This is a genomic window from Burkholderia sp. JKS000303 (assembly GCF_002563755.1).
GTDB classification, from domain to species: Bacteria; Pseudomonadota; Gammaproteobacteria; order Burkholderiales; family Burkholderiaceae; genus Burkholderia; species Burkholderia anthina_B.
In genome coordinates, this window is the sequence record NZ_PDBZ01000001.1 from 2,632,358 (window position 1) to 2,648,847 (window position 16,490).

At 67.4% G+C, this 16,490-nt stretch carries 12 protein-coding genes; 7 read left to right on the forward strand and 5 right to left on the reverse strand.

The window, feature by feature from the left end; translation table 11 throughout:
- Nucleotides 1–102 precede the first annotated feature (102 nt).
- Entirely contained in the window at nt 103–1,683 is a 1,581-nt protein-coding gene (locus BX604_RS12750) for an amino acid permease (RefSeq protein ID WP_098551100.1), read from the reverse strand.
- A gap of 623 nt (nt 1,684–2,306) precedes the next feature.
- Between BX604_RS12750 and amaB the strand changes: the two genes are divergently transcribed.
- Entirely contained in the window at nt 2,307–3,818 is a 1,512-nt protein-coding gene (gene amaB, locus BX604_RS12755) for an L-piperidine-6-carboxylate dehydrogenase (RefSeq protein ID WP_098551101.1), read from the forward strand.
- Nucleotides 3,819–3,966: 148 nt separating this feature from the next.
- On the opposite strand, the gene BX604_RS12760 is transcribed toward amaB, so the two are convergent.
- A complete protein-coding gene (locus BX604_RS12760; RefSeq protein ID WP_098551102.1) occupies nt 3,967–6,429 on the reverse strand; it encodes a DUF3772 domain-containing protein in 2,463 nt (820 codons plus the stop codon).
- A 417-nt stretch (nt 6,430–6,846) separates the two neighbouring features.
- On the opposite strand from BX604_RS12760, the gene BX604_RS12770 reads away from it, so the two are divergent.
- Nucleotides 6,847–8,265: an MFS transporter gene (locus tag BX604_RS12770; RefSeq protein ID WP_098551104.1), complete on the forward strand. Its 1,419-nt coding sequence runs from the start codon at nt 6,847–6,849 to the stop codon at nt 8,263–8,265.
- Nucleotides 8,266–8,474: 209 nt separating this feature from the next.
- Here BX604_RS12770 and BX604_RS38945 read toward each other — a convergent pair whose 3' ends face one another.
- Nucleotides 8,475–8,639, reverse strand: a complete 165-nt coding sequence (locus BX604_RS38945; RefSeq protein ID WP_175800038.1) for a hypothetical protein — start codon at nt 8,637–8,639, stop codon at nt 8,475–8,477.
- Nucleotides 8,640–9,069: 430 nt separating this feature from the next.
- On the opposite strand from BX604_RS38945, the gene BX604_RS39515 reads away from it, so the two are divergent.
- The 3 genes from BX604_RS39515 (at nt 9,070) to BX604_RS12785 (ending at nt 12,164) form a co-directional block, all read left to right on the forward strand.
- A complete protein-coding gene (locus BX604_RS39515) occupies nt 9,070–9,825 on the forward strand; it encodes a hypothetical protein (protein ID WP_244108983.1) in 756 nt (251 codons plus the stop codon).
- A 163-nt stretch (nt 9,826–9,988) separates the two neighbouring features.
- A complete protein-coding gene (locus tag BX604_RS12780) occupies nt 9,989–11,101 on the forward strand; it encodes a porin (protein WP_098551106.1) in 1,113 nt (370 codons plus the stop codon).
- Nucleotides 11,102–11,111: 10 nt separating this feature from the next.
- Entirely contained in the window at nt 11,112–12,164 is a 1,053-nt protein-coding gene (locus tag BX604_RS12785) for a nucleoside hydrolase (protein ID WP_098551107.1), read from the forward strand.
- Between the two features lie 30 nt (nt 12,165–12,194).
- Here the strand turns inward: BX604_RS12785 and BX604_RS12790 are convergent, their stop codons facing one another.
- A complete protein-coding gene (locus BX604_RS12790) occupies nt 12,195–13,106 on the reverse strand; it encodes a LysR family transcriptional regulator (protein ID WP_098551108.1) in 912 nt (303 codons plus the stop codon).
- Nucleotides 13,107–13,200: 94 nt separating this feature from the next.
- On the opposite strand from BX604_RS12790, the gene BX604_RS12795 reads away from it, so the two are divergent.
- Complete coding sequence (locus tag BX604_RS12795) at nt 13,201–14,550, forward strand: NCS2 family permease (RefSeq protein ID WP_098551109.1); 1,350 nt, start codon at nt 13,201–13,203, stop codon at nt 14,548–14,550.
- A gap of 46 nt (nt 14,551–14,596) precedes the next feature.
- The gene (add, locus tag BX604_RS12800) at nt 14,597–15,697 is read left to right on the forward strand and encodes an adenosine deaminase (RefSeq protein WP_098551110.1); all 1,101 of its coding nucleotides are present in this window, start codon (nt 14,597–14,599) and stop codon (nt 15,695–15,697) included.
- A gap of 33 nt (nt 15,698–15,730) precedes the next feature.
- Here add and BX604_RS12805 read toward each other — a convergent pair whose 3' ends face one another.
- A complete protein-coding gene (locus BX604_RS12805) occupies nt 15,731–16,177 on the reverse strand; it encodes a nuclear transport factor 2 family protein (protein ID WP_098551111.1) in 447 nt (148 codons plus the stop codon).
- Nucleotides 16,178–16,490 lie beyond the last annotated feature (313 nt).

Consider the following 16,490-nt stretch of genomic DNA (forward strand, 5'->3'; position numbering starts at 1 on the left):
GACGGCGCGCGTCGATCTTGCCTGAACGCGTGCGCCGCGTCGAATGGGGTTTTCAGTGCGCCGGCCGCCGCGCTCGGGCGGCGGCCGGCGCGCGGCCGGGCGTCATGCGCCCGGCGTCGGGTTGGCCGAACGGGCGACGTAGGCCGGATAACCGGCGTCGGCCTTCTCGGCGGCCTCGGCGGTTGCGTTGCGCTCGATCCACGGCGCGATCTCCATGTCCTCGTAGCGTACGAGGCGGCATTTGCGCACCAGCGCGTAGCCGAGCCAGATCACGAGGAAGAACGGCAGGCCGATGTAGGTCGCGGCGATGCCGGCCCAGTCGATCTTGTCGGCGAGGAACGCCTGGTAGTCCTGGCCGAGCGCGACGATCCCGCACAGCGCGAACGCGAACAGCGGGCCGAACGGGAACCACTTCGACCGGTATGGCAACTGGTCGAGCCGGTAGCCCTGCTTCAGGAAGCCCTTGCGGAACCGGTAATGGCTGACCGCGATGCCGAGCCACGTGATGAAGCCGGCCATGCCCGACGTGTTCAGCAGCCACAGGTACACCGTCTTGTCGCCGTACAGCGACGTGAGGAAGCACAGCCCGCCGATCGCCGTCGTCGCGTACAGCGCATTGCGCGGCACGCCGCCCGGCGACAGTTTGGCGAACAGCTTCGGCGCGCGGCCTTCGACCGCGAGGTTATAGAGCATCCGCGTCGACGCGTACATGCCCGAGTTGCCGGCCGACAGCACGGCCGTCAGGATCACCGCGTTCATCACGCCGGCCGCGAACGCGAGGCCGGCATGGCGGAATACCAGCGTGAACGGGCTCACGCCGATGTCGGTCACGTCGCTTTTCAGCAGGCTCGGGTCGGTGTACGGAATCAGCACGCCGATCACGAAGATCGCGAACACGTAGAACAGCAGGATGCGCCAGAAGATCTGGCTGACCGCGCGCGGGATCGTCGTGCGCGGGTTTTCCGATTCGCCGGCCGCGACGCCGATCATTTCGGTGCCCTGGAACGAGAAGCCCGCGATCATCGCGACGCCGAGCATCGTCGCCCAGCCGCCGGCGAACGGTGCGTCGCCGATCGTGAAGTTGCCCCAGCCGGCGCTCGGGCCGCCCTGCATGATCCCGAAGATCATCAGCAGGCCGATGCCGACGAACGCGAGCACCGTCAGCACCTTGATCAGCGCGAACCAGTATTCGGCCTCGCCGAAGCCGCGCACCGACAGCGCGTTGAGCGCGAAGATCAGCGTGAGGAAGATCGCGCTCCACCAGACGCCCGGCACGTGCGGGAACCAGTAGTTCATCACGAGCTGCGCGGCGACGAGTTCCACCGCGAGCGTCACGGCCCAGCTGTACCAGTAGTTCCAGCCGAGCGCGAAGCCGAAGCCTTCGTCGACGAACTTCGAGCCGTAGGTCGCGAACGAGCCCGAGACCGGCATGAATGCGGCCATTTCACCGAGGCTCGTCATCAGGAAATAGACCATCAGGCCGATCATCATGTACGCGAGCATCGCGCCGCCGGGGCCGGCCTGCGAGATCGACGCGCCGGACGCGACGAACAGGCCGGTGCCGATCGAGCCGCCGATCGCGATCATGCGCAGATGGCGCGCCTGCAGGCTGCGGTGGAGGGACGGCTGCGCGGGCGGCGAGCCGGACGAACGGGGCGAATCGGGGCGGGCATCTGAATGCATGGCGGGTGCTGAGCGCTGTCTCCGGGATTGTCTTTTGGCTGCGAAGCGCGACGCGTCGCCGGCCGCCGCCGGGCAGCGGCGGGGCTTCGCGGGGGTGTCCGGTGCAACCGGCCCGCGACGCGCGTCGCCTTCGTCCGGCCGCCGTTGGCGGCCGTCGATGCGCCGGGTGCGGTGCACCTCGACGTCGCCTCGATTGTGTGTGCCCGCCGGATGGGCGGCAAACGATATTTCCGCACAGGGTGATGCAACTTTGTCATCAAGTTGCGGCGTGCCTTGGCGAGTCCGGATGACCCGGTCACGGGCTTTGGACGCGTCCCATATACGAACTGAAACGGCCCGGTATGTCCTGCCGGGGTGTTGCGTTTTGGGAATGAAGTCGTGAGTTAATATCAATAGCGGCCCGACTTGTGGCCGCCGACAATGTGTCTCATGGATCGTGCCTTGCGAGGCGGGGGCGCGCCGTCCGGCCGGGTTTCCGGCGGTGGCGCAGCGCGATGCGCCACGGGCGCACCGGGCCTGCCGAGCAGCGCATCCGCTTGCACAGGGCGCGCGAACGCGCTCCAATCGAATCACGCGGGCGGCGTCGCCGCCGCACCGATCAATCTGTCCCTGAAGAGGAAGTGATGCAATTCAACGACATTCTTGCCGCGCTCGATATCGATCTCGCCCAGTGGAAAGGCAATGCGCTGACCGCGCGTTCGCCGCTCGACGGCGCGACGCTCGCGACGCTGGCGGCCGATTCGCCCGCTGACGCCGAGCGCAAGATCGACGCCGCACACGAAGCATTCCTCAAGTGGCGCACGGTGCCGGCGCCGGTGCGCGGCGAACTGGTGCGCGTGTTCGGCAACGTGCTGCGCGAGCACAAGGCCGAGCTGGGCCGCCTCGTCACGCTTGAAGCCGGCAAGATCACGTCGGAAGGGCTCGGCGAAGTGCAGGAAATGATCGACATCTGCGATTTCGCGGTCGGTCTGTCGCGTCAGCTTTACGGCCTGACGATCGCGTCCGAGCGCCCGGGCCACCGGATGATGGAAACGTGGCACCCGATCGGCGTGTGCGGCGTGATCTCGGCATTCAACTTCCCGGTCGCGGTGTGGGCATGGAATGCGGCGCTCGCGTTCGTCTGCGGCGATTCGGTCGTGTGGAAGCCGTCCGAGAAGACGCCGCTGACCGCGATCGCATGCCACGTGCTGCTGCAGAAGGCGATCCGCGAATTCGACAAGACGCATCCGGGCGTCGCGCCGGCAGAGTTGAGCCAGCTGGTGCTCGGCATGCGCGATGTCGGTGAAGTGCTGACGTCGTCGAAGAAGGTGCCGGTCATCAGCGCGACGGGTAGCGTGCGGATGGGCCAGGAAGTCGCGAAGGTGCTGAGCCAGCGTCTCGCACGCGGCATCCTCGAACTCGGCGGCAACAACGGGATGATCGTCGCGCCGAGCGCCGATCTCGACCTCGTGGTGCGCGCCGTCACGTTCGCGGCGGTCGGCACGGCCGGCCAGCGCTGCACGACGCTGCGTCGCCTGATCGTACATCGCAGCATCGTCGATCAACTGCTGCCGCGCATCGAGAAGGCGTATGTGTCGGTGAAGGTCGGCAGCCCGCTCGAGGAAAACACGCTCGTCGGCCCGCTGGTCGACCGCGCGTCGTTCGACGCGATGCAGAAGGCACTGGCTGATGCGCGCGAGCAGGGCGGCGAAGTGAAGGGCGGCGAGCGCGTCGACATCGGTCATGCCGACGCGTACTACGTGCGTCCGGCCATCGTGCGGATGCCGAAGCAATCGTCGGTGGTCGAGCGCGAGACGTTCGCGCCGATCCTGTACGTGATGGTCTACGACAACTTCGAAGACGCGATCGACGTGCACAACGCAGTGCCGCAAGGTCTGTCGTCGGCGATCTTCACGAACGACATGCGCGAGGCCGAGCAGTTCATGTCGGCAGCGGGCAGCGATTGCGGGATCGTCAACGTGAACATCGGCACGAGCGGTGCGGAGATCGGCGGCGCGTTCGGCGGCGAGAAGGAAACGGGCGGGGGTCGCGAGTCGGGTTCGGATGCATGGAAGGCGTATATGCGCCGTGCGACGAACACGATCAACTACAGCCGTCAGCTGCCGCTGGCGCAGGGTGTGAAGTTCGACGTGTGATGGCGCGCGCCCGGGAGGGCGCGTTGACAGTCGAATGAAAAAGGGCCGGTTGCCGCGAAAGCGGTAACCGGCCCTTGTCGTTTGCGGTGGTTTTCGGGGGTGCGTGTGCTGCGACGGCTGGTCGGCGCGTACGTACCTGATCACTCACTCACGGCTCATGTCGGGTGGACCCCTCGTTCGCCGGCATGTTCTGCACCACCAGCATCTGCGGCGTCGACAACGTGATCCGCGCCGCGCGCAACTGCTTCAGGATCTCGAACAGCAGATCGCTTTTCGTCGAGCTTGCGATCCGCGGGCTCGCCACATAGCCCGTCACGCTCAGCGTGATGCCGTCCGGCGTCAACTGGCTGAACGTCACCGACGGCGCCGGCTTGTCGAGAATCGCCGGGTGTTCGCGATAGGCGTCGAGCAGCAGGTCGCGCACCTGTTCGGGATCGGTGTTCAGCGGGAAGGTGAGCATCAGCGTCGCGACGCCCTGCGTGCTGTTGCCCATCGTCACGTTGCGCACGTTCTGCGAGATCAGTTGCGAGTTCGGCACGATCACGGTCGAGCGGTCGCTCAACTGGATCTCGGTCGCGCGCACGTTGATGCGGCGGATGTCGCCTTCGACGCCCGAGATGCTGACCATGTCGCCGACCTTCACCGGCCGCTCGGTCAGCAGGATCAGCCCCGACACGAAGTTCTTCACGATCTCCTGCAGGCCGAAACCGATACCGACCGACAGCGCGCTGACGATCCACGCGAGGTTGCTCCATTTGACGCCGAGCAGCCCGAGCGTCATCAGCACGAGCAGCACGTAGCCGACGTTGGTGAACAGCGTGATCAGCGATACGCGCATCCCCGCGTCCATGCCGAGCGCCGGCATGAACTCGCTGTCGAGCCAGCGACGCACCGAGCGCAGCAGGTAGAAGCCGATCGCGAAACCGATCACGGCATTCATGATCCGGTCGGGCATGATGTTCAGGCTCTGCAGCCGCTGGCCGCCGATCATCGCGACCGCGCTGTCGAGCAGGTCGCTCGGCGTCGTGCCGAAGCCGCCCGTGAGCAGCGCGATGGCCGCGACCAGCATCAGCAGGCTCGTGCCCAGGCCCGACACGACGGTGTGCGCCTGGTCGAGATGCCGGTCGTCGAGCGCGAACAGGTGCTTGATCTGCTTGCCGGTCGACAGGCTCGTGGAGAACAGGCTCTCGCTCGCGTCGCGCGTCAGTTGCGTGAGGATGTAGACGCTGCACAGCACGATCTCGAACCACACGAGCTCGTACGTGATGAAGCGTGCGACCGTGATGTAGCCGATCACCAGCGCACCCAGCGACACGACGATCGCCAGCGTGACGCCGGCATGGATCAGCCCCGCGAGCGTCGAACGCTGCTCAGGCGCCTCGCCGGCTTGCGCCAGTGCGCTGCGCACGCGGTTCGCGCGCAGCAGCGACGCGCCGACGGTCAGCGCGACGACGAGCGACACGATCCCGCGGCCGAACAGCGTGACGGACAGGCTGGTGTCGACGATCCGGTTGATCGTTTCGAGCGTGCCGGACATCAGCAACAGCGCAGCCAGCACGCCGGGGAACGGCTTCATCGCGAGCGCGACCGGATCGGCGAGCGCCGGCAGCCGCCACGACGGGTGCTTGGTACAGAGCAGCGCGCGGCCGAGCCCGGCGATCAGCGCGCACGTCACCGCGAGCTTCGCGAACTGATCCCACAGATCGTCCATCGACGGCGTGAGTTCGTAGTGCCGAGCGAGTGCGAGATAGAGAATCTGGACGGCGACGGCGGTCGCGAACAGCGTCGAGAACGCCGTCGTCAGCGCGAGCGCGCTGCGGCGCAGCCGCGTGGGCGGCAGGCGGTTCAGGCAGATCCACGCGAGCCCGCGTTCGACGAGGCGGCGGCCGCCGAGCCAGACGGCGAGCGCGGCGATCATCAGCAGCGTGGTGATCGCACGCTGTCCGGGCATCCACGACGAGTGCAGCATGTCGCGCAGTTCGTCGTTGAAATTCTCGAGCCGATGGATGTCGTCAGGCGACAGATGAAACAGCGGCAACCAGAACTGCGCGCCGAAGATGCTGCCCGAACGGAACGCGAGCTGGTTGCGCAGCAGGCTGCGGTGCAGCTTCGCGAACTGGTCGTTCAGGTTCGCGAGGTTGGTCTTCTGGTCGGTGGCCTGTTTCAGCGCGGCGTCGATCTGCGCCTTGCGCGCGTTCAGCGTCGCCCGCTGTTGCGCAACGGCGGGCGTTTCGGGCGATGCGCCCGAGGCCGGCGGCGGGCCGAGCACGTCGAGCTGCGCCTGGATCTGCGTGCGCTGCGGCGCGAGCTCGCTCTGCAGCTTGTCGACGTCGGCGCTCAGTTCCTGCGTCGCATCGCCGAGCCCGTCGAGCTCCTTGCTGTTGGTCGCATTCGACGTCTGCTGCTTGATGCGGTCCTGCTGGACCTGCATCTGCTTGAGCTGCGCCACGGCGTCGTTCAGCGAAATGGTCGGCACGGGGGCGCCGACGCCACTCGCGCCCGGCGCGGACGCGGCCGCCGGAAACGCCGACGCGGTCGCGATCGCTGCGAACTGCAGCAGCGCGAACAGCGCGATCCGGCGCGCGTAGAGGGATAGTCGTTGTATGGACATGGAATGCTTACGTTTTGCCGACAATGCCGGGCGCCGAAAGGCGCCAGGAAGCCGGGAGTTGGCCCGGTAGCATGTTACCGGGGTGCGGCGGCGGCAATGACGACGATTGTGCGCATGGCATGTTGGGCGCCACGCGGCCGGTGGCGTCGTGCGAGGGCGGCGAGCGCCCGTGCCGACGGGCCCGCAGCGGCATCGGCTGCCGGGCGGCGAGCGCGCATCGCGAGGCCGGCGAGGCTTACAGAACCGACAGAAGGTTACGGAATTTACACATTATCCGGCGCAAAACCGGGGTGTCCGAACCGGTTCGCCATGTGACGCGGCGCGCACGGCGTGCCGGTACAATGCAGCGATTCGCCCGACGGCGGCCCGCAGGCCGCCGGACAACAACATACGACACGATCAGGAGACTCGACCAAGATGGCTTCAACGGACAGCTTTTCACAGGCCGCCGCCTTGTCCTCTCCCATCGACGCCGGCTCGATTTCAGCCCGCCTCGATCGCCTGCCGCCGACCCGCAGCGTCTGGAAGCTGGTCGTGCTGCTGAGCCTCGGCTTCTTCTTCGAACTCTACGATCTGCTGTACAGCGGCTACGTCGCGCCGGGCCTCGTGAAAAGCGGGATCCTGTCCGCGACGACACATGGCCTGTTCGGCACGACGGGCGTCGCGAGCTTCATCGCCGCGCTGTTCGCCGGCCTCTTCATCGGCACGATCGGATGCGGTTTCCTCGCGGACCGCTTCGGCCGTCGCGCGATCTTCACGTGGTCGCTGCTGTGGTACACGGCCGCCAACATCGTGATGGCGTTCCAGGACACGGCAGGCGGGCTGAACTTCTGGCGCTTCGTCGTCGGTCTCGGCCTTGGCGTCGAGATGGTGACGATCGGCACGTACATCTCCGAACTCGTGCCGAAGCAGATTCGCGGCCGTGCGTTCGCGTGCGAGCAGGCGGTCGGCTTCGTCGCGGTGCCGGTGGTCGCGTTCCTCGCCTACCTGCTCGTGCCGCACGCCCCGCTCGGCCTCGACGGCTGGCGCTGGGTCGTGCTGATCGGCGCGCACGGCGCGCTGTTCGTGTGGTGGATTCGCCGCGCGCTGCCGGAGAGCCCGCGCTGGCTCGCGCAGCAAGGCCGCGTCGACGAAGCCGACCGCGTGATGCGCGCGCTGGAGGCGAAGGTCGAAGCCGAATACGGTCGCCCGTTGCCGCCGCCCGCGCCGGCCGAGCCGGTGCCGCCGCGCGGCAGCTTCCGCGACATGTGGGTGCCGCCGTATCGTAGCCGCACGATCATGATGACGATCTTCAACGTGTTCCAGACGGTCGGCTTCTACGGCTTCGCGAACTGGGTGCCGACGCTGCTGATCAAGCAGGGCATCACGATCACGTCGAGCCTGATGTATTCGAGCGTGATCGCGCTTGCGGCGCCGCTCGGTCCGCTGATCGGCCTCGTGATCGCCGACCGCTTCGAGCGCAAGTCGGTGATCGTCGCGATGGCGGCGGCGATCGTCGTCTGCGGGCTGATGTTCAGCCAGACGACGGTGGGCGCGTTCCTGATCGTGCTCGGCATCGGCCTCACGCTCGCGAGCAACATCATGTCGTACAGCTTCCATGCGTACCAGGCCGAACTGTTCCCGACGTCGATTCGCGCACGCGCGGTGGGTTTCGTCTACTCGTGGAGCCGCTTCTCGGCGATCTTCTCGTCGTTCGTGATCGCCGCCGTGCTGAGAGGCTTCGGCACGTTCGGCGTGTTCGCGTTCATCGCCGGCGCGATGGTGGTCGTGATGGCCGCGATCGGCTTGATGGGGCCGCGTACCAAAGGCATCGCGCTCGAAGCGATTTCGAAGTAGGCGACGACGGCATCACGCGTGCCGCATGCGGAGCGGTACGCGTTTTCGTGGTCGCGGCGACGGCCAACGAACGAGCGTGCCACGCGACGACGCAGCAAGCGGCAACGAGTTGAAACAAAGCGTGACCAAGCGCAAAACCGCCGCGAAACGAGGGGTTCGGCCCTGCCGAATCGGGCCTGCGCGAGTAGAATGAAAGACCTGACGACTCATTAGCCGCCATCGGACCGATCGCGCTGCATCCGCGAACGGCTCCACCGCGAAGAGGCGTCGGCGCCGGGAATCCGCAAGGACTCCGACGTGTCGATGGCTCGCGCGGAAGCCGCGCCGTTCGCCTGTGTGCGGCGGCCGGATCGGCCGATGGCTTCGATCTTCATGATGCTTTCCGACCTGACGCGGCGGCTGGTCAAGCCGCGTTGCCGTACCCTGGCAGTCGCCACGTGGCTCGCTGCAGCTCTCCCGATTTCCGTGCTTGTCGATCGGCCTGCGTTCGCCGCGTCCGACGCGCCGTCGTCCGCTGCTACGTCATCCTCACCAACCGCATCGCCGGCATCGGCAGCATCGCCCGCGCATGCGTCGCCCGGTGCCGTGTCCGCTTCCGCAGCCTCTTCAGCGCATCATGCAACGCCTGCGAGCGGCGCCTCGGGCGCGTCGGCGGCTTCCGCAGCATCGGCAGCGTCCGCGGCAGCGCCTGCATCGGCGGCGTCCGGCACGCCTGCGAGCGAAGCCGAGGCGCCCGTACCGACGCCGCCGCGCCGGCATCCGCCGCTGTCGGTCGACGAAGCGAAAGACGCAACGGCGCGCGCCATGGACATGCGCAAGCGCTTCACGCACGAAGTCACGCGACGCCTGAACGTGCCCGCGACCGAGCAGCGCGCGTACGGCGAGCGGCTTGAGAAGGCACTCGCCGAGGCGAATCTCGGCGACCTGGCGGGCGAGTACGTCGCGCTGGTCGATCGTGCGCCGAACGTGCAGGCGCTGTTCATCTACTTCCGCGCGACGCCGGCCAATGCATGGCTGATGATCGGCGCGTCGCCGGTCGGCACCGGCTGGCCGGGCCAGTACGATCACTTCCTGACGCCGCTCGGCGTGTTCGATCACTCGCCCGACAACATGGACTTCCGCGCGGAAGGCACGAAGAACGACAACGGCATTCGCGGCTACGGCAAGCGCGACATGCGCATCTACGACTTCGGCTGGGTCGACGGCGAGCGCGGCTGGGGCAAGGGCGGCAAGTCGCCGATGCGCTTCCAGATGCATGCGACCGATCCCGATCGTCTCGAGCCGCTGCTCGGTATTCGCCACTCGAAAGGCTGCGTGCGGATCCCGGCTTCGCTGAACACGTTCCTCGACCGGCACGGGATTCTCGACGACGACTACCAGGCGCGCGTCGAGGCCGGCAAGTCGCTGTGGGTGCTGCGTCGCGATCGCGACATCACGCCGATCGCCGGCCGCTATCTGGTCGTGATCGACAGCGCGCGCAAGACGCGCCCGGCATGGTCGCCGGCGCCGGGACGCCACGCATGGTCGAAGTTGCCGAAGAGCGGCGACACGGCGGACTGACGGCAACCGGTTCGCCGGCGCGGGAGATCTGGAGATGAGAATAAATCCATTTTATTGAGATATAAGAAAACCAAACTTTTATTATCCGATCCGGGTTCGTATAGTCGTGTCCAGTTTCGCGGAACCCTGCCGCGCCTGGACTCTCACCGACCACACGACCCGCATGAAAACTCTTCACAAGCTCGCGCCGCTCGCGATGCTCGGCGCCTTCGCGACCCATGCCTGCGCGCAAAGCAGCATCACGCTGTACGGCCTCATCTCGGCAGGCGTCGGGTACGCGACCAACCAGGGCGGCAAGAACGCCTGGCAGGCGCTGTCCGGCACGAACCAGAACCCGCGCTGGGGGCTGAAGGGCAAGGAGGATCTCGGGCAGGGGCTGTCCGCGATCTTCCAGCTCGAGAACGGCTTCAACGTGATGACGGGCACGGCCGCGCAGAACGGCCGCGAGTTCGGGCGCCTGGCCTACGTCGGCCTCGCCGACCGCAGCTACGGGTCGCTGACGTTCGGCCGCCAGTACGACGCGATCCACGACTACATCGGGCCCGTGATCATCGCGAGCAACGGCGTGAACATCGGCGACAACGACAACGGCTACAACGACATCCGCGTGCAGAACTCGGTGAAGTACGTGAGCCCCGTGTACTACGGGCTGAAATTCACCGCGCTGTACGGCTTCAGCAACGCGACGGGCTTCGCGAACAACAGCGCGTACAGCTTCGGCCTCGGCTACGAGCGCGGCCCGCTGCGCTGGAGCGCGGTCTATGCGCAGTACAACCATCCGTACAGCGGCACGAACCCGGACGGCGCGATCGCGAACGACTATGCGTCGCCGCTCTTGATCTTCGCGAAGAGCGCGACGTCGCCGGCGGTGTTCGCGAGCCGGCAGCGCATCGCGGGCACGGGCGGCTTCTACACGATCGGCCGCGCGCAGTTCGCGGCGATGTTTACCGACGTGCGCTACGATTACCTCGACAATTCGCACCTGCATCTGCAGAACGTCGGCGTGAACATCGTCTACACGATGACGCCGCAGCTCTTCCTCGGTGCCGCGTATGCATTCACGAACGGCAAGTACGACGTGATCGACAAGCGGCCGAAATGGCACCAGGTGAACCTGCAGGCCGATTACTACCTGTCCAAACGTACCGACGTCGCGCTGACCGTGATCGCGCAACAGGCGGCAGGCGACGCGGACCATGCGCAGATCTTCGCGTACGCGCGCTCGACCGGCACGCGCCAGATGATGGCGACGCTCGGCGTCCGGCACGTCTTCTGAGAGCCCGACCATGACCCATCCGATCGCATCCCGCCGCACGTTCCTGAAACTGTCCGCCGCGCTGGCCGGCACGGCGCTGCTGCCCGAAGCCGGCGCGTTCGCGGCCGGCGGCGACGCCGTGCGCCGCTCGGTGATCATCGATACCGACCCGGGGCAGGACGACGCCATCGCGATCCTGTTCGCGCTGGGCGCGCAGGACCGGCTCGACGTGCGCGCGCTGACCGCCGTGGCCGGCAACGTGCCGCTCGACCTCACCGAACGCAATGCGCGGATCATCCGCGACTGGGCCGGCCGCACGAAGACGCTGCCGGTCCATGCGGGTTGCCCGCGCCCGCTGGTGCGCGAACTCGTGACGGCCGCGAACGTGCACGGCAAGACGGGCCTCGAAGGCGTCGAGCTGCACGAACCGCGCGCGCCCCTTGCGGCCGGTCATGCGGTGTCGTACCTCGTCGATACGCTGAGCCACGCCGCGCCGAACAGCGTGACGCTGTGCGCGCTCGGCCCGCTGACCAACATCGCGACCGCGCTGGTCGAAGCGCCGCAGATCCGCGCCGCGTTGCGCGAAATCGTGCTGATGGGCGGCGCGTTCTTCGAGCGCGGCAACATCACGCCGGCCGCCGAGTTCAACATCTACGTCGATCCTCAAGCAGCTGAAGTCGTGTTCGCGAGCGGCGTGCCGATCGTCGTGCTGCCGCGCGATGTGGCGGTGAAGGCGCCGATCACGCCGGCGCGCGTCGCGCCGTTCCGCGCGCTCGGCAACCGCTGCGGCGCGATCGTCGCGGACATCATGGACGCGGAGCTGGCGTACAACAAGAAGCGGCGCGGCGTCGAGGACGGGCCGATGTACGACCCGACGGCGGTCGGCTATCTCGTCGACCCGACGCTGTTCAGCGGACGCAAGGTGAACGTCGTCGTCGAGACGACCGGGCAGTGGACGCTGGGCGAAACGGTGGTCGACTGGAACGGCCGCAGCGGCCGCGCGGCGAACGCGACGTGGATCAACGAAGTCGATGCGGACCGTTTCTATGCGACGCTGGCCGAGCGCATCGCGAAGCTGCCGTGAACGCAGCGACGCGCTGCGCGGCGACCCGGCTCAGATGTGCTGCTCGATCCATTCGCGGCAGGTGCGCACGTGCGGGCCGCGATCGTCGGCGGCAAGCGAGATCAGCGAGATCGCGCGCGTGACGCGCGGTTTCTCGATGCGCAGCGCGACGAGTTCGGGATCGTGCAGATGCATCGTGTAGAGGCTCGGCAGCACGGCGGTGGCAAGGCCGTTGCGGGCGAGCGCGTACAGCGGCTCGGTGTATTCCATCCGGTACGCGACGTTCAGGCGCAGCTTCTCGGCGCCGCCGGTGCGATGCAGCGATTCGCTGACGCTGCCGCGCACGAACACGGCCAGTTCGCGATCGACGAGCTTCGCCCACGTGACGCTCTTCGCGTTCGCGAGCGGATCGTCGTGTCGCACGACGATCACGATCTCGTCCTCGAACAGCTGCTGGTAGTGCAGCGTGCCGTCGTCGCTGTCGGGTTCGCGCACGCCGATGCCGAGATCCGCGACGCCGTCGCGCACGGCTTCGACGAGCGCGCTGTTCGGCAGGTCGGTGAGCGTGAAGCGCAGCGTGGAATGCGTGCCGCGCAGCGCATTGAGCGCCGGCAGCAGGCGGCCGGCGACCGACGGGATGAACGCGATGCGCACGGTCTGGATGCGTTCGCCGATGAGCCGCGTCATGTCGTCGAAGGTGCCGCGCGCCTGGTTCAGCAGACGCTCGGCGAGCGGCAGCACGGCCTCGCCCGCGGTGGTCAGCGTGAGCCGGTGCGCGGAGCGGGCGAACAGGCGGCCGCCGAGCAGGAACTCGATCTGGCGGATCGACGCGGTGAGCGCGGGCTGCGTGAGCGACAGCGCCTGCGCGGCCTGCGTGAAGCTGCGCGCATGCGCAAGGACGACGAAGTGCTGGACTTGCCGCAGCGTGAGCGCGGGCAGCAGCGACGAGCGATCGGACGACATCGGAACAGTACGGTCGGGGGGCGGTACGCGGCAGTATAAGACCGCGCCGCGCGAACCGACACAGGACAATAATCGGAATCACAGGAGAACCACCATGTCAGCGACTGACACGATGCCGGCGCGTACGCCGGCCAACTGGCTCGAACGGCGCTTCGCGCTTGCCGCGCGCGGCACGAGCGTGCGCACCGAGACGATCGCGGGCATCACGTCGTTCCTCGCGGCGGCGTACCTGCTCGTCGTGATCCCGTCGCTGCTCGCGACCGGCGGAATGGAACGCGGTGCGGCAACCACTGCGACGATCATCGTGTTCGTGCTGTTCACGACGCTGATGGGGCTGTACGCGAACCTGCCGTTCCTGGTTGGCCCGGGCATCGGCGGCTCGGTGATCATCGGCGTGACGCTCGCGACGACCGAACACGTCGGCTGGCAGACGGGCCTCGGCATCGCATGCGTATCGGGCGTGCTGTTCTTCCTGCTGACGATCTTCGGTGCGCGCGGCGTCGTGATGCGGTTGATTCCGGTGCAGATCAAGCTCGGGCTCGGCGCATCGATCGGCCTGTTCGTGACGATGCTCGGGTTGCGCAATGCGGGGATGGTCGTCGCGAACGCGAAGACCAACGCATTCGCGCTCGGCGATTTCTCGCGGCCGGGCGCGTTCGTCGCGCTGATCGGCCTGGCGGTCGCGATCGTGCTGCAGGCGCGCAAGGTGCCCGGCGCGGTCCTGATCGCGATTCTGGTTGCCGCCGCGGCCGGCGTGCCGCTGGGCGTCACGCATCTGCCGGCATCGTTCATGTCGCTGCCGCACAGCATCGCGCCGATCGCGTTCAAGCTCGACATCCGCAGCGCGTTGACGCTCGCGGCCGCGCCGTACCTGTTCGCGTTCTTCGCGGCGGAATTCTTCTCGACGCTCGGCACCGCGCTCGCGGTGGGCGCGAAGGCGAACCTGCTCGACGAACAGGGCAACCTGCCGAACATCAACCGGCCGTTCCTCGTCGACTCGCTCGCCGCGACGCTCGGCCCGGTGTTCGGCATTCCCGCGCTGACGGCGCTGATCGAATCGGCGGCGGGTGTCGAGGCCGGCGGGCGCAGCGGGTTGTCGTCGCTGGCGGCGGCCGTGTTGTTCGCCGCGATGCTGCTGTTCGTGCCGGTCGCGCTCGCGATTCCGAAAGAGGCGACCGCGCCGGCGCTGATCCTGATCGGGCTGTCGATGTTCGCGACGATCCGCCATACGCATTTCGACGACTTCACCGATGCGCTGCCCGTGATGTCGATGGTGCTGCTCACGCTGATGTCGAACAGCTTCGGCACCGGCATCGCCGGCGGGCTGCTGTGCTACGTGCTCGTCAAGCTGCTGGCAGGTCGCTGGCGCGACGTGTCGTGGGGGCTCGTCGTGCTCGCGCTGCCGCTCGGCTATTACTTCTGGACCGTCGTGAAGCCGCACTGAGAGACGGCTTTCACGACGCATCGGCACTACAGCAAAAGAGACTGACATGAAGGCAACACCAGGAAACGTCCCGGCCGCGCGCACGGGCATCGAGATCACGCCGGCCCATCGGGCCTTTTTCCACGCGCTGCCGAAGGTGGAGCTGCATTGCCACCTGCTCGGCGCGGTGCGGCACGACACGTTCGTCGCGCTCGCGGAGCGCAGCGGCGCACCGATCGAGCGCGCGGAGATCGACGCGTTCTATGCGCGCGGCGAGAAGCCGGTCGGCGTGCTGCACGTGCTGCGCGCGCTCGACAAGTATTTGCTCACGCGGCCCGACGATCTGCGGCGTATCGCATACGAGTATCTGGAGGATGCGGCCGCACACAACGTTCGACATGCGGAATTCTTCTGGAATCCGACCGGCACGGTGCGCGTGTCGGGCATTCCGTATGCGGACGCGCAGGCCGCGATCGTGACCGCGATGCGCGACGCCGCGCGCGACTTCGGGATCGGCGCATGCCTGATCCCGAGCATCGATCGCGAGCAGGATCCGGACGAAGCGGTCGCGATCGTCGAATGGATGAAGGCGAATCGCGCGGATGAAGTCGCGGGGATCGGGATCGACTATCGCGAGAACGACCGGCCGCCGGAGCTGTTCTGGAAGGCGTATCGCGACGCGCGCGCGGCAGGCTTCCGCACGACCGCGCATGCGGGCGAGTTCGGGATGCCGTGGCGCAACGTCGAGACGGCCGTCGACCTGCTGCACGTCGATCGTATCGATCACGGCTATACGATCGTCGACAACCCGGCGCTGTGCGCGCGCTACGCGGAGCGCGGGATCGTCTTCACGGTCGTGCCGACGAATTCGTACTACCTGCGCACGCTGCCGCCGGAGCAATGGGCGGAACGGCATCCGATGCGCAAGATGCCGGGGCTCGGGCTGAAGATCCATCCGAACACCGACGATCCGACGCTGCACAAGGTGAACCCTTCGGAAGCGTGGGAGCTGATGTTCAGCCACTTCGGCTTCACGGTCGCAGACATGAAGCAGTTCATGCTGAACGGGATCGACGGCGCGTGGGTCGACGACGCGACGAAGGCCGCGTGGCGTGCGGCATGGGCGCCGGAATTCGACGCGCTGGCCGCGACGCTCGCGGCGCGCTGAGCGCGCTGCGCGCAGTCACCGTCGGTCGGCGCGTCAGCCGGCCGGCGACTCGTTCAGGTGGTAACGCAGGTCGCCCGCGAAATCGAACAGCGTGTAGTCGCGAAACGCGAAGCGCCACGTGCCGTCGACGCGCTCGAACGCGTCGTGATAGCGGCCTGCCGCGATCGGTTGCAACGCCAGGCCGTCGGCGGCTTGCAGCACCGTGTAGTACGAGCGAGCCGTCGCGCGATGCGCGGCTTCGTCGATCTCGATGATCGGATTCGTGATCACATGCCGGGTGCGCGGCGTGCCGCACGCGTGGCGCTTCACGCGTGCATCGAACAGGTCGAGCAGCTTGTCCGCGCCGATCGTCGGCCCATCTTCCGCGACCTTGATCCGGGCATGCCGGAACAGTGCCGCCATGCCCGGCAGGTCGCCGGCATCGAGCAACTCCGCGTAGCGGTACAGCAGATTCGCGATTTCGACAGCGCTTGCGCTCATGCAGCCCCCGGCATCAATGGATGACGACGGCGATGGTGCGTGGTGTGCGGCCCTTTCGCTTCGTCCAGGTGGACTAGGGCGCGTTCGCAAGCCCGTTATTAGCGTGAACAGGCCCTAAGGCGGCATATCGCGCGGGCTGGATTCCGCGCAGGCTTGCCGTCATTTTCCTGCAGCGCGTCACGCCGCCTGTCGCTTCGCGGGCTGGCATACCCTGGCGGCGTTCGCTATATTGGCGTCCGGCGGCGCTCGGTCGTGCCGCCGCCGCCGTGCGCGCCCGCGCCGGCACTCCGACAACAATTCGAACCTTGAGAGG